Source organism: Granulicella aggregans, from assembly GCF_014203275.1.
Taxonomy (GTDB): Bacteria; Acidobacteriota; Terriglobia; order Terriglobales; family Acidobacteriaceae; genus Edaphobacter.
Window position 1 is genome coordinate 285,574 of the sequence record NZ_JACHIP010000002.1, and the last position, 17,818, is coordinate 303,391.

Below are 17,818 nucleotides of genomic sequence, written 5' to 3' on the forward strand. Positions count from 1 at the left end.
AGTCTGGCATTGGAAGCTCTTTCTACCGGCACCCCTTGACATTCGACAAGAGCGGGCTTAGAAACTACTTGTCGAATGTCGAGGGGACACACTTCCCTTCCTGCATCGATCTGCTTCAGATTCGGAGGCTTTGTCATGAGCGCCGTCGCCAAAGTTCAAGAGTTTCTTAGCCGCCTGCGCTTCGTGATCTCTCGCAAAAGTCACGGCGACCTTGATGATGAGCTTGCGTTTCACCTTGAGCAGTCTATACAGCAGAAGATTTCAGACGGCTTGACGCCTGGAGAGGCGCGCAGGCAGGCACTGATCGAGTTTGGCGGGGTCGAGCGAACTCGCGAGCAGTGCTATGAGCAGCGGCCCAGTCTGTGGATGGAGAACATCGGGCAGGATGTTCGCTATGCGCTGCGCGGGTTTCGCCGAAGCCCCATCTTTACCGTTACGGCCATTGTTACGCTGGCGCTCGGCATTGGTTCGACGACGGCCGTCTTCAGCGTGGTGGACCGGATCCTGTTTCGGAGCCTGCCTTATGGCAACGCCGACCGCCTGGTTTCGGTTGGACTGACAGCTCCGATCAATCCGCAGGAGTTCATGCTCGGCGGTTCGTACTACGACTGGCGCGACAATCAGAAGCCGTTTGAGTCGTTCGCGGCTGAAGGGATCTCCGATGCTTGCGATCTGACGGAGAACAATCCCGCGCGGCTGACATGTGCCAAGGCGGAAGCGGGCTTGCTGCCTACTCTTGGCGTCTCGACTGTGCTGGGGCGTAACTTTCTTCCGGAAGAAGATCGTCCGAACGGGCCGAAGGTGGCGTTGATCTCGTACGCGCTGTGGAGGACGCATTACAACCTTGATGCCAGTGTTTTGAATCGTCTGATCAAGATCGATGGCAAGGATGTTCGGGTTGTGGGGGTGCTTCCGAAGGATTTTGAGATGCCCGACCTGCTCGACGCCGATGTGGTGCTGCCGTTGGCGCTTGACGAAGCGGCGCAACGGAAAGATAGCCCGGGGGCTGTCCTGTACGCGTTTGCGCGGCTGAAGCCGGGGATGAGTATCGAGCGGGCGACGGCTGAGCTTCAGCCTGTCTTCGAATACTCGCTGAGCCTTGCGCCGGCTCCATTTCGCAAAGAGGTCCACTTCGTGGTGCGATCGCTTCGGGACCGCCAGATGCACGATGTACGCGAGATTGCGTTTGTTCTGTTGGGCGCGGTGCTGGCTTTGCTCCTGATTGCATGTTCCAACGTGGCCAGCTTGTTCCTTACTCGCGGAGCAGCGCGTGAACGTGAGCTGGCAGTGCGATCGGCGCTGGGTGCGAGCCGGGGCAGGCTGGTTCGTCAGACGTTGACGGAAGTGTTGATGATCACGCTTGCTGGGGCAGCGGCGAGTTGGGTGCTGGCTGTGCTGCTGCTGCGGGTCTTCGTGTACCTCGCGCCTGCTGGGATTCTCTTCCTCGACAAAGCTCACCTTGACCTTCGCATCATGTTGTTCAGCGGCGGGCTTTCGTTGATATGCGGTGTCCTGTTTGGTTTGGTGCCTGCAATGCAAAGGCCTCGGGCCTCAAGCTTGTCGGCTCGATCTGCAGGCTCGCGGTCACAGGCTTTCTTGCGGCGTGCCCTCGTAATGGGGCAGATCGCTGTCAGTATCGTTCTGCTGTCGAGCGCGGCCCTGTTGCTGCGCAGCTTTCGTAATCTGCAGCTACAGAACTTAGGGATGCAGACAGGCGGCGTTCTTACGGCGGCGATTGACTTGCCGCAGTATCGCTACGCAACTCCACAGAAGCAGATGGAGTTCTTTCTGCGGGCGGAGGCTGCGTTGCGCGCATTGCCCGGGGTCTCGCGCGTGGGGCTAACCGATACCCTCCCACCCGGGGGAATGCACCATGAACAGATCTACAGCAATATCAAAGTCGCGGGGCAGCCGCCCTCTACCGCAGGAACGGGTGGTATGGTGACCTGGCGCTGGGTCACGCCGGCTTATTTTCAAGGGCTTGATATATCCATCTTGCGTGGGCGGACATTCACCGAAGCTGACCGAACCTCGAGCCAGCAGGTGATGATCCTGAGCAGCCTGCTTGCATCTCGGATGTTCGGCAACAACGACCCGATTGGTCAGCGTGTGCAGCCGATTCCAGAGGGCCACTGGTACACGATTGTAGGTATTGCGGCGGATGTGAAGAACGCTGGACTTGCCAGTCCGGCTAATCCTGAGTTCTACAGGCTTCGTCGGAACAAGGCTGAAGACTGGGACGGGTGGGGCGCGACGCTGATCGCAGAGACCTCTCTGCCCGCGAAGACGAGCATGCCGTGGGTGCGCACCCAGATAGCGCAGATCGATCCCACCGTTCCTATCGATGTCGGCACGCTCGATCAACAGGTGAACAAGCTCGCCGACCGGCCGCGTTTCGAGAGCGCTTTGCTTGGTTTCTTCGCCTTCACCGGGCTTGTCATGGCAGTTATCGGCATCTACGGTGTGACAGCGTTTATGGTGATGCAACGAACGCAGGAGGTCGGCGTTCGGATGGCGCTTGGAGCAACGCGAGCAAATATCCTGCGGTTGATTTTGTGGGATGGCGTGCGGTTGATCTCGCTTGGTGGGGTGCTTGGACTGATCGTTGCGCTGGCGGTTTCGAGTACGCTCAAGAGCTTGCTCTTCAGCGTGGGGCCGCATGATCCAGCGACGTTTGCCGGAGTTGCGATCTTTCTGGGAACAGTATCGCTTGCGGCGACTCTATTGCCGGCGCGATCCGCGACGAGGGTCGATCCTGCGGTTGCCCTGCGTCACGATTAGCCTCTTCACGACAACTAAATCCTCTGGAAGGCTTTTTGGATGTCTTTGTGAGTGTATTTGAGGGCTATGGGGCGGCCGTGGGGGCAGCTGGTGGGGTGCTCCGTCTTGGCTAGTTCTTGTAAGAGCCAGTCGATCTTGGCGGGCTCTAAGGGCATGTTGACCTTGATGGCGGCGTGGCAGGCGATCGAGGCGGCGATGCGGCGGCGGCGGGTGTCGGAGTTTTCGGTTTGCTGCTCGCGCTCGGGAACGGCAAGGACCTCTTCCAACATGCGTTCCAGTTCCCTGCCCTCCAGGCCAACGGGAGCGGCCTTGATGGCGAGGGTGCGGGGGCCGAAGGGTTCGGCTTCAAAGCCGTTGCGGTCGAGCTCCTCGGCGATGGTGGCAAAGGCGACCATCTGGGCGGGGAGAAGGTCGATGAGCAGGGGCATGAGGAGGCGCTGGCGCTGAACGGCTTCGACCTCGCGGTCGCGGAGGATCTTTTCGAAGAGGACGCGCTCATGGGCTACGTGCTGGTCGACAATCCAGAGGCCCTCCTCGTTGACGGCTAGGATGAAAGAGTCGCGGAGCTGGCCGAGGGGTTTTAGGGTGGCCAAGGCGTTGAGGGTTTGAGGTTCGGCGTCGGAATGGGAGATGGCTGGGGATGGGTTGTCGTCGTAGCCTACGGGGATCGAGCCCGAGAAATCGAAGCGGCCGGGGGATTCGGGGACCAGAGGCGGGGCGAGGCTGAAGGGTGCGGTGTCTTCGGCGGACGGGAAGTTGGGGTCCGAGCCGGGCTGGCCGTTGCGGGTGGGATCGTCGAGAGTTGTGCCGAAAGTGTAGGCCTCGCGGGGCTGGAAGACTGGCGATTCAGGGCCGTTGGGGAGCGGGCTTACGTCGAGCGTGAGGGAAGACGCAGCGTGCGGCGAGGACGTAAGCGCGGCGGCGAAGCTGGCGGCGGGGCGGGCAGAGGTGAGCGCGGCGCGGACGGTGTCGCGGATGAAGTCGTGGACGAAGGTGGGCTGGCGGAAGCGGACTTCGGTCTTAGCGGGGTGGACGTTGACGTCGACCTCTTCGGGCGGCATGTCCAAGAAGAGCAGGACGACCGGGAAGGAGGTGGGCGGGATGATGTTGCGGTAGGCCTCGGTGAAGGCGTGGAGGACGAGGCGGTCGCGGATGAGGCGGTGGTTGACGAAGAGGTAGATGGAGTTGCGGTTCAGTTTTTGCAGTTCGGGCTTCGAGATGAAGCCGGTGACGCGGAGGTGACCGGGAGCCGGGGCTTCGTAGTCGAGTGGCCGCTTCCAGGGTGGTAGCTCAGGTAGGCCGGCGTGGGCGAAGTCCATCTCGGCGGCGACGGGGATCATGAGGGCGGCGGTGTCGGCGCCAAAGATCTGGAAGAGGCGTTCGGCGGTGTTTCGGGCACCGGGCGCTGTGAGCAGGGCGTGCGAGGCGGAGTGCAGCTCGAAGTGTTTTGTCGGGTTGGCTAGAGCGTAGTGGGTGACCATGGCCGCGATCTGGGCGAGCTCGGTCTGCTCGGAGCGGAGGAATTTGCGGCGGGCGGGGGTATTGAAGAAGAGGTCGCGGACCTCGATGACGGTGCCGGGAGGGACGCCGGCGTCTTCGAAGTGGATGATGGAGCCGCCGGCGATCTCGACCATGGTGCCGGTGGCGACGCCGGTGGCGCGGGTCTCAAGCTTGAGGCGGGAGACGGAGGCGATGGAGGGGAGGGCCTCGCCGCGGAAGCCGAGGGTGGTGATGGAGAGGAGGTCGTCGGAGGTGCGGAGCTTGGAGGTGGCGTGGCGCTCGAAGGCGAGGAGGGCGTCGTCCTTGACCATGCCGCAGCCGTTGTCGGTGATGCGGATGAGCTTACGGCCGCCGCCTTCGACGTCGATGCGGATGCGGGAAGCGTCGGCGTCGAGGGAGTTTTCGAGGAGCTCCTTGACGACGGAGGCGGGGCGTTCGACAACCTCGCCGGCGGCGATCTGATTGGCCACCTGGTCGGAGAGTACTCGGATGCGGCCCATCTTTTGATTGTAGAGGGAGAAGGGATAGGGGAGGAGAGCCGAGGGTGTGACGGTGGACGGAAATGGGAATAAGAGCTTTGGCTGGGAGAGGAAAAGCCAATGCGGGGGCTCTCCACTTCGCCGTGCGATAGAGCTGCACGGCTTAGGTCGAGATGACGCCTTTTTGCGGGTGACGTGACTCGGCTTGTGGAAGGAGAGCGATTCACGACGGGCACGAAGGCCCACCTTAGCGACGATAAAACTGTCGCGAAGATGGGGCACCCGGCAGTGAGTTGGTTAGCGGTGTTCGGGGAGGGTGACGGCGGGGAGGCTCTCGAAGCCGGGGCGGGCGAAGAGGTAGCCCTGCATGAGCTTGATGCCGCAGTCGCGGAGAGCGTGGTACTCGTCGAAGGTCTCGACGCCTTCGGCGACGACGTTGAAGTGGAGCGACTCGGAGAGTAAGGCCATGGACTCAACGATGGCGAGGGCGCGGGGGCGCTTGTGGATACCGCGGATGAGGTCGATGTCGAGCTTCACGGCGTCGGCCTGAACATCGGCGAGGAGACCGAGGCCGGCCCAGCCGGCTCCGAAGTCATCGAGGGCGAGGCGGAAGCCGCATCTGCGGTATTCGTTGATGATGTCCATGAGGTGCTGCGAGCTGGCTACCTTTTCCACTTCGACGATTTCGAAGATGAGGCGGTCGAGAGGGAAGCCGACAGCGCGGGCGGTTTTGAGGGTCAACTGGATGCAGGCGGCCGGGCTGTAGACGGCTCCGGGGAGGAAGTTAATCGAGAGCATCGCGCCGGTTTCGGCGAGGCCGAGCTGCGCGGCGAGGGTGATGGCCTTGACGCGGCAGGCCTGATCGAAGGCATAGAGGTTTTCGTCGTTAACCTGGTTTAGGACGAAGCCAGCGGACTGCTGTTCGGGGCCGCGGGCGAGTGCCTCGTAGGCGTAGACGCGGCCGGTCTCGACGTTCACGATGGGCTGGAAGGCCATGGTGAAGGGGAAGGGCTCGCTGTGGCCGTCTTTGCAGGCGTTGCAGGCGGACGTCTGACGTTGCTGCAGAACTTCCATGGGACTCCTCGGGATGCTGTCGTCGTGCGACGGCGCAGGCGATCGTCTCCAAGAACGAACATGGAGTACTGCCGGTATCGGTTGCTTCCGATGCCTGGGTCAGAGTATCGAAGGGGAGGTGCGGTTCCTATACAACCAACGTGGATGTGGGGGAGGCTTTGCGATAGCGGTGGCGTGATTCGTGGCGGGGAGGACGGAGATGCGGGGGTCTCTCCACTGCGCCGCGATGATGCTGCGGCTTCGGTCGAGATGACGGTATTTTTCCAACCGGCGCTGCTCTGGTTCGGTCGGCGTTTTCAAAGCGGGGCGAGCGTTCCCACCCATCGCGATGAGGCTGCGATGGATGGGGCACCCGATTCGATGTACAGGGACCCGCAGAAAACAGAAGCGGATCCTCCGCCTGCGACGAAGGATGACAAATAAAAGGGGCGCAGACGCAAGAGGTGAGGTGAGTTACTTCTTTTTCTTTTTGGGCTTCTTTTCGAGGATGTCGGCTTCACGGTCGCCGATCATGTGGAGGCGCATGAAGTTGGTTGCGCCGGAGCGGGTGCGGGTTCCGGCTACGATGCCTACGATCTGGCGTTCATGAACGTAGCCCGGTCCGAGCAGGATGGATTCCGCCATGTGGATGAGCTTGTCGGTGTCGCGGAAGCGGTCGCACTTGATGGGGTAGGTTCCCCAGAGAAGCATGGAGCGGTTGATGACCTCTTCGTGGGGGGAGAGAGCGTAGATCGGAGGGTCGGGGCGGTACTTCGAGAGGAGGCGGGCGGTGGCACCGGTCTCTGTGAAGATGGCGATGGCACCGACGTCGAGGTCTTCGGCGGCGTGAGCCATACACTCGCAGATGGTCTCGGCGACGGAGAGGCCGGTGGGCTTGATGCGCGGAAGCTGGTGCTGAGGCTCGGTGCGCATCTGATGCTCTGTTTCGACGACGATCTTGGCCATCATGGCGACGGAGGCGACGGGATATTTTCCGGCAGCCGATTCTGCCGAGAGCATGACGGCGTCGGAGCCGTCGTAGATGGCGTTGGCTACGTCCGAGACCTCGGCGCGGGTGGGGCGCGGGTTGTCGATCATCGACTCAAGCATCTGGGTGGCGGTGATGACGGGGCGGCGGTACTCGGCGGCGCGGCGGATGATGTGCTTCTGGATAGCCGGGACTTTTTCGGGCGGGACTTCTACGCCGAGGTCGCCGCGGGCGACCATGATGCAGTCGGCGACTTCGAGGATGGAGTCGAGGTGCTCGATGGCCTGGGGCTTTTCGAGCTTGGCGATAATCCAGGCGTCGCTCTTGAGGGCGTCGAGGCGCTTCTTGACGTGGAGGACGTCATCGGCGGTGCGAACGAAGGAGACGGCGATGGTGTCGACACCTTCGCCGATGGCGAAGATGAGGTCTTCTTCGTCTTTTTCGGTGAGGGATGGAACGTTGACGGCGATGCCGGGGAGGTTGATGCCCTTGTTTTCGCCGAGCATGCCGCCGTTGACGATCTCGCAGGTGACATCGACGCCCTTGACGAAGTCGACGCGGAGTTCGATGAGGCCGTCGGACAACAAAATACGAGAACCCGGCTCGAGATTTTCGGCGAGGGTGGTGAAGGTGGTGCCTACGAGTTCCTTGGTGCCTTCGATCTCGCGCGGGGTGATGGTGAGGCGTTCGCCAGCGACGAGCAGGACGGGCTTGTGGTCAACGAGCTTGCCGGTGCGGATCTTGGGGCCCTGGAGGTCGGCGAGGATGCAGATGGGCTTGCCCTCTTCGCGGCTGACCTTGCGTACCATCTTGATGAGCTCGGACTTCTGGGCGTGGGAGCCGTGGGAGAAGTTGAGGCGGGCGACGTCTAGGCCGGCGCGGACGAGGTCGCGGAAGACCTCCTCGGAGCTGGAGGCGGGGCCAAGAGTGGCGACGATCTTGGCGCGGCGGCCGCGCTCGAGCGGAGCGGCGGGGATAGACGCGATCTCCGCGATTTCAAAGGGCGCAAGGCTCTTCTTCGCGGGCTTGCTTTCGGACTTCTTCTTGAGCTTGGTGGCGGACTTAGATGCGTCGGACTTCGATTTGCCTGATTTCATGGGGGCCAGTGCCGTGTACTTTCTTACCCTGATGCAGACAGTGTTACGAGGTCTGCGGGTGGTTGCGAATCTGGATTTGCCGTCGAAGGCAATTCTAACTGGGGAATCGCGTCTGTGCGATGACAGCGCGGTCGATGGGTGGTTGGAGGAACGCTAGGCGGAGGGTTCTCGCGGGATCTGCGGTTCTAAAGAGGGAGCGTTGCAGTAGGCGGGATAGAGCTGGGCGTTGAACTCCGCGCCGGCGAGGACGCTGAGCGAGATGATGTAGAGCCAGAAGAGGAGGGCTACACCTGCGCCGAGCGAGCCATAGACCTCCGAGTAGTTGGCGAAGCGGGTGACGTACCAGCCGAAGACGAGGGTGGTGAGGAACCACATGGCGGTGGCCAGGGTTGCGCCGGGGAGGGTGCGGGTCCAGGAACGTTCCATGGTGCTCATGGCGCGAACGGTGCGGACCGAGCCCCAGAGGTGATCGTGGCGGTTGTCTTCTTCCATGACGGCGAGGCCCGCAGGCGGAGTGCCCATGTGATAGGTGATCGCGATCACGAAGACGCTGGAGATGAGGGCGACGGTCCAGCGGACCAGGAATGCGGTGACGAGGATGAGGGTGCGGGCGGAGTCGCCGATATTGGCGGAGATCCAACTGGAGACAAAGTGGCCAAAGATTACCAGCACGCTCGCGATGAAGAGCGGGACGAGAGCGATAAAGACGAGGGCGACAGAGCGCCAGCGACGTCCCCAGAAGCTCCACCGGTCCCCGGGCAGGTTAAAGGCACGGCGGAAGCCCTCCATGAGGGTGACGATAACGCTGGAGGCACCAATGAGGGAGACGATTCCGGCGAGAACGAGGGCACGCGTGGAGTGGATCGTCTCCTGGCCGTTCTGGAAGTAGCCATCGAGAATGGGGCTGACGTCGTAAGGGAGGACGCGGTCGAAGAAGAGCGCTGCCTGGAAGCGGAGCGGGGCGGCGTCCGGGAGCAGGGCGACGACGGCGGCGGAGACGATGAGCGTGGGAAAGAGGGCGACCAGGGCCGAGTAGGCCGCAGCCTGGGCGAGATGGAGGCAGTCGTGAGCGAGAAAGCCGACGAAGGTGCGGCGGAGCAGGCCGAGAAAGTGCATCATCCGGGCCGGTGCGAGGGACACGGCGGTGCGGAGGGTGCCGGGCGGATGCTGTGGGGCTACCGTCACCGGAGTTTCCATTGAAGACGGAGTGGAGTTCAGGGCCATCTTCCTCCTCGGAGCTTTCAGGATATGCGGAGATGGGCGGCGAGGGAAGGTGAAGATTTTGGGGCTCGTGCAGAAAAGGCGGTTGGTGCTTCGCACGAATGTCCCACTCATCGCGAAGGACAAGAGCGCGATGAATGGGGCACATGGGTTCGTCGCGCGACCGGAAGGAAATGCGGGGGTCTCCACTACGCCTCTCGCAATGGAACTGCGAGAGGCTTCGGTCGAGACGATGTTTTCTTAGAGGTCGAGCCGGAGCGTTACTGCTTCCACTTTTCGAGGAAGCTGGTGACGGATTCGGGGTTCATGTTGCGCATGTTTTCGAACTCGCCGGTCTTCTGGGCAAAGATGGGGTCCCCTTTGGCGGAGACTACAGCGAGTGCGGGAACGCCCTTCTTAATGGCGACGCCGTACTTCTCCGGAATGTCGAGGTTCTTGTCGATGTGGCCGATCCAGACGTGGACGAGCACGAAGTTCTTTTCAAGAAGAGCTTCGTTGGGAGCCTGGTGGAAGTAGATGTCGAGGACCTGGCAGTCGCCGCACCAGTCGCCGCCGAAGTCGAGGAGGACGCGCTTGTGCTCTTTCTTCGCTTGAGCAAGGGCGGTGGCGATGTCGGCTTTGGGGTCTGCGGTCTCGGAGTAGATGTGTTTCTTGACGAAGGGCACCTGAGCCTGAATCTGAGGCGACGCCAGAGAGAGCGTAAGGACGGCAACGGAAAAGAGAGCGAGGTTACGGAAGACGTTCGAGAGTTTCACTTGTAGACCATCCTTTGGATCGTCGCCGCGAGGCGTGTGATCCTGACGCCGACTTCGGCTTTCAAGCCTTGGCGACGCACCTGTAAAGGATGCATGAATACAGGGCGCGATGCAAAATGATGGCTTTCAGAGCCCTCCGCGAGGCAGGTAAGACGGGGGCAATTTGGCGGGAAGTCTTGACGGAGATGCGGTTACGGGTGCAGGCTATCAGCGACAGGCGAGAGATACTCGAATGCGCTCCGCACGAGTCGGGGATGATGTCATGCCGAATGTTTGGGGGGCTGCCCACTGATCGCAATAGAAGCACGATGAGTGGGGCAAGGCTTGTGGGGAGTGGGTTGCTGATTCATTAATGGACACATAATGTGTAGCCGAAGATGCCACTTAAGTAACTAGGAATGTGTACGGCAAATGGTAACGTTTGACAACGGGCGACCGAAGTGGCAGCGCAAATTCATTAGCGGGAGAGTTTCTTGGGGCCTCATATCAGCTCTGCTGCATGGGATCTGCTGACGACTAGACCGTGGCAATCGGCTGCTGGATATCGTGCCACAGGCGCGTTTCTGCTGGCAGGGATTTCGACGCAGGAGCTTGCGCGTAATCTCGGGATGCTGCTGGGCGGTCTCGGCACGGGAAGCCTCGCGATGCTGGGAGTCCAGCGGAAAAAGGCCAGCACGTTCCGGACAGCCGACGTGGAACGACTGAACGAGGAACGGCGGAGATTCCAGGCGGCGGCAGAGGCCTCGCGGGACGCCTTCTACATTCTCGACAGCGTGCGCGACAGCAAGGGTGCGATCCGGGACTTCAGCTTCCGCTATGTGAACGCCGAGGGTGAGCGGCGGCTCCAGGTCAAAGATGGCAGTCTTACCGGGGCAAGCTGCCTCGAGCACTTTGGCAGATTCTTCGAGCAAGGGCAGATTGAGCGGTACTTCGAGGTGGTGGAGACCGGAGCTTCGCTGACGGTGGAGCTACCGGTGTTATCCGTCGGCGCCAAGATCAAGTGGCTGCGTCACCATGTAGTGCAACTGGGCGATGGGGTGGCAATCTCTAGCACTGACCTGACCGAGTTCAAGGCCGTCCAAGACCGATTCCAGAGCGTATCGGAGTTCAGCGAACACATCTTTGAGCAGGCTCCCTTCAGCATCATCGCGACCGATGGCGCCGGGATGATCACCGCGATGAACATCGAGGCGGAACAACTGACGGGCTACAACAGCCAGGAGATGATTGGGACGGCATCGATTCTTCTGTTGCACGATCCGCAAGAGCTGCAGCAAAGGGCGATTCAACGCAGCGAGCAGGATGGAGTGATGCTGCAGGGGATCGACCTGATCTCCTCGCCGACGGAGCGAATGAGCAGCCCTTCGGCTCTGATGAGCAAGGTGGTTGTAGGCAAGAATCCGGGATCGCACACGCTTCCTGAGCAGGACTGGACGTTCATCCGCCGGGACGGAACGCGGATGCCGGTGAGCCTGGCGTTGAAGATTTTGACAGGACCGACGGGCGAGCGCACCGGGATGATCGCCATCGCTCACGACTCGAGCAAGCGGAAGCATGTGGAGACAGACCCGGCGGCGGGTGGATTGTATGACGACTTGACCGGGCTGGTGAGCAAGAGTCTTCTGGAAGACCGAATCACGCAGGCGATCAAGCGGAGCAAGCGGGCGGGGACAAAGGTTGCGGTGTTGACGATGGATGTCGACAACTTCAAGCGGATCAATGACGCGCTGGGACATCCGGTTGGCGACGAGATTCTGACGACGGCGGCGAACCGGCTAATCGGCAAGGTGCGGATCTCGGATACGGTTGCGCGGATCGGGGGCGATGAGTTCATCGTCCTCCTGCCGGACCACACGGATCTTACGAACATTGAGTTTTGCGCAGAGCAACTGCTGCGGACGATCTCCTCCCCGTATATGGTGAGCGGCCACGCGATCAACGTGACGTCTAGCATTGGAATCTGCGTTTATCCGGATCTGGCTTCGGACACCGAATCGTTGCTGAGGCGGAGCGAGACCGCGATGTTCTGGGCGAAAGAGGCGGGGCGGCACCGCATGGCGATGTTTGCGCCGAAGATGCTGGAGGATGCTTACTCACGGCTGTCGATGGAAGGCGCTCTGCGCCAGGCGATGGACCGGGGCGAGTTGTTCATGGAGTATCAGCCGCAGGTGGCATTGCCGAGCGGCAAGGTGATTGGCATGGAGGCGCTGCTGCGCTGGAGGCATCCGAAGTTCGGGCTGGTCTCCCCGGCACACTTTATTCCGATGGCCGAGAAGATTGGCATTCTGCCGGAGTTTGGCATGTGGTTGATGCGGAAGTCGTGCCAGGAAGCGAAGTGGATCCAGGAGAAGCTGGGGCGGCGGGTTTCGCTTTCGGTGAACCTGTCTCCGCACCAGTTTGCGCAGGCGAAGCTGTTGCGGACGATTGAAGAGTCGCTGGATGAGAGCGGGCTGCACCCGAACGACCTTGAGATCGAGATCATCGAGAACACGCTGATGATCAATTCATCCGCCAACATGAAGACGCTGCAGATGATTCGCGATCTGGGTGTGGGGCTTTCGATCGACGACTTTGGAACGGGATTCTGTAACTTCAACTATCTGCTGCAGTATCAAGTGGACCGGCTGAAGATCGATCAGAGCTTTGTAAGGCAGGCAGCGTCGGATGTGAATGCGGCATCGGTGGTGCGGACCGTGATTGCGATGTCGCACGGGCTGGGAGTGAAGGTGATCGCCGAGGGCGTGGAGACGCGTGACCAGTTGAAGTTCCTGCTTCGTCGGCGGTGCGACCAGGCGCAGGGTTATTTCTTTGCAAGACCGCTTTCGCCTGAGAAGTTTGTCGAAGCGGTTCCGGGGATTGAGCGGATGAACTTGAGCGATCCTTCAGGGGAGCGGGCTGCTGTGGCGATTGCGGCGGAGGAGAAAATTGAGTTCATTCGGCCGACCTCGGATGGGAGTATGAGGCCGCTGGCGATCGGGTAGTGGTGGGTTGTTTGTGGCAAACCCACTCATCGCGATAGAGCCGCGATGAATAGGGCACAGATTTTGGGCTGTGAAGAGAAATGCGGGGGGCTCTCCGCTGCCCTTCGACAGGCTCAGAGTCCGGTTGAGATGACTTTTTTTGGTTTGGGCTTCGCTCCGGGCGAGATGACGATTTTCCCTTTGCTTCATTGATTCTTGCAAAACAAAAAAAACGGCCCCTCGGGCGAGGGGCCAATCTGCCTTGGTTCTCTCTGGTTAGGAGAGTCTGTCGCAAGCGCGCTCTTTGTATGGCTGCGTCCTGCTATCTTAAGATCTCTCGGGGAGGACGAATGATTCGCTTGACGCTGATCATTCGCCCTTATCCCGATATGGGAACTACTGGTTTCCGTCTACGTTGCTGGTTCCGGTCGTCTGAAGGCTGGAAGCGGGAGCAGCGTAAGCAGTGGTGGGGGTCATGGTGGCGAGGCTGTTGTGCATCAGGCTAACCATCACGCCGTTGGTGAGGGGCTTCTCTCCGTCTGTCGGCTTCTGGGTGTTCTTTCCGAGACCGGTGCGGTAAATCCGATAGACAGGAACCTGGTGCTCGGTTACGAGGTAGCGAACAACTGAGTCAGCCATCGCCTGCGAGGTTTGAACACCGGAGCGGCTGTAGCCCTGGACTTCGATGATGTAGCCCTTTTCGCCATTCAACTTGGTAGCTATGTCATCGAGTTGCGCCTTGGCCTTGGGGCCGAGAGTGGTGCGGCCTGAGACAAAAGCAACCGGAGCGGCGGTGACAGTCTGATATTGGTCAAGGTTGCTGACCGTTCCATTCAAAGCATTGGTGCGGTTGCTGGCGTCGGATGCGAGTCCCTGGGCGTGATCGGCGCGATTGCGGGCATCGGCTGCGTGCTGGTCTGCGAGGCTCGCGGAGTTCTGTGCCTTATTGATGCCGGCGGTCGCACGGGAGTCGACGTCGCGGATGTCATTAGCGTTCTTGGATTGAAGCTGGTCTAGCTCATTGGCGCGATCCTTGATGGGATCAACCTGCCGATTTACCCACTTCTTCCGAGCGAAGGGGTTCACGTGTCCCCAGAAGCCTTCCTTGGATTGACCAGCGAGCGGCTTACCCGTCGCGTAGGTGGAAGAATCATTTGCATCGGTCTGTTTGGTGGTCTGTGCGGCGGGGAGAGTGGAGGAGGGCTGAGCAACTCCGTCCGTGGTGCCCGACTGAGCAAAGGCCGAGGTCGCCAGCGAGGCGCCAAGGACTAAAACTGAAAATTTACCTGCATAGATTGATGTCATCTTCGTCATTTTTGTTTACTCCCAGGTCGTGATCTGGTGCGCGTTACTGGAGGATGTGATGCTGAATTTCAAGCCTGCGTGCATTTGGAAATCTTCGGCGAAATCGCTGCACATCTCTTTCGACTTGGGATCAATGCAAGCGGGTGGCCATTCCTGCAAAATTGCGCCTCTCGCTTTTTCAGCGAGTTACGACACTTTTCGAGAGCGGCCCGAGAGCGACGTAGGGCCGATGAAAGAAGAACCGGAAATTTCTTCCGGTGGGTGGCAAGAAAGTACCCGAGGGAGAAGTCATCTTCAAGCGATGAATGTAGCCTATGGCCGATATTTATTAGTAAATCCACGCGAGTTGAGAGGCTTTCGAAGCGATAGCTGCCCGTAAGTTACTGCAGTGTCGTGTGGACGACAGAGACTTCTGGCATCTGCTGGTTCCAGTTCTCCGGGATGGACTCGAAGATGAGCCGGAAGTCGGCTTCCTGGCCAGGCTTTATGGGCTCGGCGCTGACGGGTTCGGTGTCGACGTAGGGCTGGCGGGTGCGGATGAGGGAGAGCGGGAGGGATTCGACGGTGGGGGCGAGGCCGACATCGTTGCGGAAGATGACTTGCAGGGTGGCGCCGGTGAGGGTGGAGGTGCCGGTGTTCTTGATGTGACCGTCGAGGAAGGTAGAGGTCTGGCCGGAGAGGCTGGTGGACTGGCTCATGGCGAGGCCGGAGAAGGCGAGAGATTTCGCGTAGGCGTCGGCCTGGACGATGGTGTTGGCTGCTTTGGCCGGAGCTTTGTCCTGACCACGGGGGAGGAAGATGCCGGCGAGGATGGCGATGACGGCGAAGCAGACGATGCCGAGGATGAGGCCGCGGTGCGACGGCTCTTCTGGGGGAGCGGAGAAGATGCTTTCTTCCGTGGGGGCGTCGGGCTGTTTGCGGGGATCGCTCATCAGGGGAGATTTTATACCGCTGCCGTAAGGGCATGCGTAGTGGCGGGAAGGAGCGGCTAACACAATCGTCATGGTGGCAGATGGACGCTGAGCGCCATGATCGGCTCAAGTTGCGGAAGAGGCCGCCGATGAGGGAGGTGTCCGCACAGAGCTTCACTGGAGAACTGACCAATGTCCGCTTCGCATCTGCCGCATGCCTCACTTGCCCACCATGGAATTCATCTCGTAGCGCGTTCTGAGAGGAAGGCGGCTTCGCTGCTCCTGTGCCCGAATGTGGCTTATAAGGTTGCGGCGGCGGGAGTGGCGCTGCTACTGATGATGACGGTGTGTTGAGGCTCGGCTTCGCGAGTCATGCAGGTGGCAACCCTAAGCGCCCGGCTGAAAGGTTCGAGCGACCGCGGCAAGGTTGGATCGCTCGGGATCCTTCGGCTTCGCGCTACGCTCACGATGACGCCTTATGCAAAAGCTAGCTGTCAGGCGAAGCTGGCGCGTTTGACCTTCTGGCGGAAGTCTTCACCGTGCATCTCTACGACAACACACATCTCCTGCAGGCGTGAGCGCATGCGTTCGCCGATGCGGTCTCCAAGGGTCTCTTCACGGACGGCGTTGCGGACGGCGCTTCCCTGCCCTCCCTCGGAACCCAGCGGGGGAAGATTGCCGTAATTGGTGGTGATGATGGTGGTGCGGCGGTCGTTGTAGCGGGTGTTGAGGATATGGGCGACGGTGTCCCATACCCAGTCGGTTGGCTTCGATGCGCCGAGTTCGTCGAGGACGAGGACCTCGGCTTCAAAAACCGGCTTCAAGATTTCCAGCTCCGTTTCGTTGACTTGGCGGTTGTAGCTGTTCTGGACCTGCTTGAGGAGGTCGCGGTAATCGTAGAAGAGGCCGGTGGCGCCGCGCTCGGCGACGAGGGATTGCAGAATGCCGACGGCAAGGTGGGTCTTGCCGACGCCGATTGAGCCGGTGAGGAGCAGGCCGGTTCCGGTCTTGTCAGAGGGAGAGTAGTTTTCGACGAACCTGCGGGCTACGAGGTGGGCGGCTTCAAACGTTTTGTTCACGGCGCGGCCGAAGCCGGGCTCGAAGCTCTCCAAGGTGCAGTGTTCGTAGCGTTTGGGAATCTGGGCGCGGGAGATCATGCGCTGTCCGCGCTGGACGAGGCGGAAGGGGCAGGGTTCGGCGAACTGGCTGCCGTCGGGGCGGCGGGTGATGTGGAGGCCGAGGCCATCGCAGATGGGACAGATTTCAGGCACGAGTTCCAGTATCGCAGGGTGGCAGACCAGGGTTAGCTGTGCGAATCGTTCGGCATCTGTGCATAGCGCGGCATGAAGCTGAAATCTGCTGGCCTTTCGCTGGCTAAGTGTGGCCGCCGCGCTCGGCGATGAGACGCAGGGCTGCGGGATCGACGAGCTTCTGGTGGATGAATCTCTGTCCCCAAGCAAGAGGAGTGACATCCCGGTATTCATGCGTGCCTTCTATTTCATAGCCGGGATGGAGTTGTTTGCGCAGCGAGGCGCGGGCGTTCGGGTTCGCTCCACGTTCGAGCAGAAGCCGGGTGAAGGGTGCGTCGGAGGGGTGGCCGTGGTGATTTATCCAGAAATTTGGCTGAGATACGACTGTGGAGAAGAGTGGGGTGTGGCCTCCGAAGCCGTCGGCGTCGATGGCAGCGGGCTGGTCGGGGTTCATGCCGTGGTCGAGGAGGAGGCGGGCGGTTTCGAGCTCGTCGTAGTCGGCGCAGAGGTGGAGGAGGGTGGCTCCGGCCAGGGGTGTTCCGTGGGTCGCGTTCACCTCGTCGCCACAGCCGAGTTCGGGAGGGTAGACCTCCTCGTGGGTGAAGGTGCGGGTGACGAGGCCGGGGTCGCGGCGGAGGTGGGCTTCGAGGAGGTCGACGCGGCCACGAAAGATGGCCATGAGGGGCGTGTCGGGGAGTTTGAAGCCGTACTGCTCGTAGAGATCGAGGATGCGGTGGCGGGCGGCGGGGTTGCGGCTATCGGTTTCGAGGACCATGTGGACGGGGGCGAGGCGATGGCCGTTGTCGTCGTAGACGCGGGCGCCGATCTCGAGGAGAAACTGGGTGCCATCGGCGTTGAGCGTGTAAGCGGGGTCGACGAGGCAGCCGTCAGCCGGGGTGGGGCTGCCCATCATGGCGTGGAGCTTGCGGGCGGTTTCGACCTGCCCCTGGAGGCAGGCGCGGTTGAAGGCCTGCTGGAGGTCAGTAGCGCCGAGGCCGCGGAGCATCTCGATGATGGCGTCCTGGCCGAGGTTGGCGGCGTAGGAGAGGGGAGGCCCCCAGTTGCCGGTGACTCCGCGGGCGTCTTCCGTAAGGAGCCTGGGATCGCGGAGGACGAGGGAGCGGACGGTTTCGAGGTCGCCGCGCCAGAGGGCAACGGTCATGCGGCAGGCGGTGACAAGGCGGGGCCAGCTGGGGAGGCCGTAGCTGCGGGCTAGGACGAACTGGGCGTCGGCGAGTTTGACTGTGGTGGGGCCTACGAGAGGGCTGCCGAACTCGGCGAAGTCTGCAATTGCGGCGGAGTCGCCTGCGCGATAGGCGCGAAGCAGATCTTTGGCCTGGCGGCGGAGTTGGTCGAGACTGGGGCGAACAGGAAAGTGGCGGGCGGGCATGGACGACCTCCTAAAGCTGCGTGCCCCTGGGTCCGCTACTCGGGGGCTGAAGGAGTTCGTGAGAACCTTCGATTTCAAACTTCACAGGTGGACTCGGTCCCTTCCGCGGACGGGTGGCGCCCTGTGCG

General features: G+C 61.2%; 13 protein-coding genes. 4 read left to right on the top strand and 9 right to left on the bottom strand.

The genetic code is table 11. The annotated features are described in order from the left end of the window. Nucleotides 1-135 precede the first annotated feature (135 nt). Entirely contained in the window at nucleotides 136-2,781 is a 2,646-nt protein-coding gene (locus tag HDF16_RS06670) for an ABC transporter permease (protein WP_184214767.1), read from the top strand. A gap of 14 nt (nucleotides 2,782-2,795) precedes the next feature. Here the strand turns inward: HDF16_RS06670 and mutL are convergent, their stop codons facing one another. From mutL to HDF16_RS06690, 4 genes are all read right to left on the bottom strand, one after another. Beyond that, nucleotides 2,796-4,781 carry a DNA mismatch repair endonuclease MutL gene (gene mutL, locus HDF16_RS06675; protein WP_184214768.1) on the bottom strand — a complete coding sequence of 662 codons (1,986 nt, stop codon included), beginning with the start codon at nucleotides 4,779-4,781 and terminating at the stop codon, nucleotides 2,796-2,798. Nucleotides 4,782-5,057: 276 nt separating this feature from the next. Further along, nucleotides 5,058-5,834: an EAL domain-containing protein gene (locus HDF16_RS06680; RefSeq protein WP_184214770.1), complete on the bottom strand. Its 777-nt coding sequence runs from the start codon at nucleotides 5,832-5,834 to the stop codon at nucleotides 5,058-5,060. Between the two features lie 453 nt (nucleotides 5,835-6,287). Continuing rightward, nucleotides 6,288-7,898, bottom strand: a complete 1,611-nt coding sequence (gene pyk, locus HDF16_RS06685) for a pyruvate kinase (protein ID WP_184214772.1) — start codon at nucleotides 7,896-7,898, stop codon at nucleotides 6,288-6,290. A gap of 153 nt (nucleotides 7,899-8,051) precedes the next feature. Beyond that, nucleotides 8,052-9,122, bottom strand: coding sequence for a YihY/virulence factor BrkB family protein (locus HDF16_RS06690; protein WP_246408818.1), 1,071 nt, complete (start codon nucleotides 9,120-9,122; stop codon nucleotides 8,052-8,054). 85 nt (nucleotides 9,123-9,207) lie between these two features. Here HDF16_RS06690 and HDF16_RS06695 point away from each other — a divergent pair, with 85 nt between their 5' ends. After that, on the top strand, nucleotides 9,208-9,363 hold the full coding sequence (locus tag HDF16_RS06695; protein ID WP_184214773.1) for a hypothetical protein: 156 nt from the start codon (nucleotides 9,208-9,210) through the stop codon (nucleotides 9,361-9,363). 16 nt (nucleotides 9,364-9,379) lie between these two features. On the opposite strand, the gene HDF16_RS06700 is transcribed toward HDF16_RS06695, so the two are convergent. Then, entirely contained in the window at nucleotides 9,380-9,874 is a 495-nt protein-coding gene (locus HDF16_RS06700; protein WP_184214775.1) for a thioredoxin family protein, read from the bottom strand. Nucleotides 9,875-10,347: 473 nt separating this feature from the next. On the opposite strand from HDF16_RS06700, the gene HDF16_RS06705 reads away from it, so the two are divergent. Beyond that, nucleotides 10,348-12,855, top strand: a complete 2,508-nt coding sequence (locus HDF16_RS06705; protein ID WP_184214777.1) for a sensor domain-containing protein — start codon at nucleotides 10,348-10,350, stop codon at nucleotides 12,853-12,855. 375 nt (nucleotides 12,856-13,230) lie between these two features. Here the strand turns inward: HDF16_RS06705 and HDF16_RS06710 are convergent, their stop codons facing one another. Both HDF16_RS06710 and HDF16_RS06715 read right to left on the bottom strand, forming a co-directional pair. Further along, nucleotides 13,231-14,148: an OmpA family protein gene (locus tag HDF16_RS06710; protein ID WP_246408820.1), complete on the bottom strand. Its 918-nt coding sequence runs from the start codon at nucleotides 14,146-14,148 to the stop codon at nucleotides 13,231-13,233. A 371-nt stretch (nucleotides 14,149-14,519) separates the two neighbouring features. Continuing rightward, on the bottom strand, nucleotides 14,520-15,071 hold the full coding sequence (locus HDF16_RS06715; RefSeq protein ID WP_184214779.1) for a DUF2393 family protein: 552 nt from the start codon (nucleotides 15,069-15,071) through the stop codon (nucleotides 14,520-14,522). A 171-nt stretch (nucleotides 15,072-15,242) separates the two neighbouring features. Between HDF16_RS06715 and HDF16_RS06720 the strand changes: the two genes are divergently transcribed. After that, complete coding sequence (locus tag HDF16_RS06720; RefSeq protein WP_184214781.1) at nucleotides 15,243-15,404, top strand: hypothetical protein; 162 nt, start codon at nucleotides 15,243-15,245, stop codon at nucleotides 15,402-15,404. 140 nt (nucleotides 15,405-15,544) lie between these two features. Here HDF16_RS06720 and HDF16_RS06725 read toward each other — a convergent pair whose 3' ends face one another. Together HDF16_RS06725 and HDF16_RS06730 are read right to left on the bottom strand one after the other, a co-directional pair. Next, entirely contained in the window at nucleotides 15,545-16,321 is a 777-nt protein-coding gene (locus HDF16_RS06725) for an ATP-binding protein (RefSeq protein ID WP_348641257.1), read from the bottom strand. A 103-nt stretch (nucleotides 16,322-16,424) separates the two neighbouring features. Further along, nucleotides 16,425-17,690 carry an ankyrin repeat domain-containing protein gene (locus tag HDF16_RS06730; RefSeq protein WP_184214783.1) on the bottom strand — a complete coding sequence of 422 codons (1,266 nt, stop codon included), beginning with the start codon at nucleotides 17,688-17,690 and terminating at the stop codon, nucleotides 16,425-16,427. Between the last annotated feature and the right edge of the window lie 128 nt (nucleotides 17,691-17,818).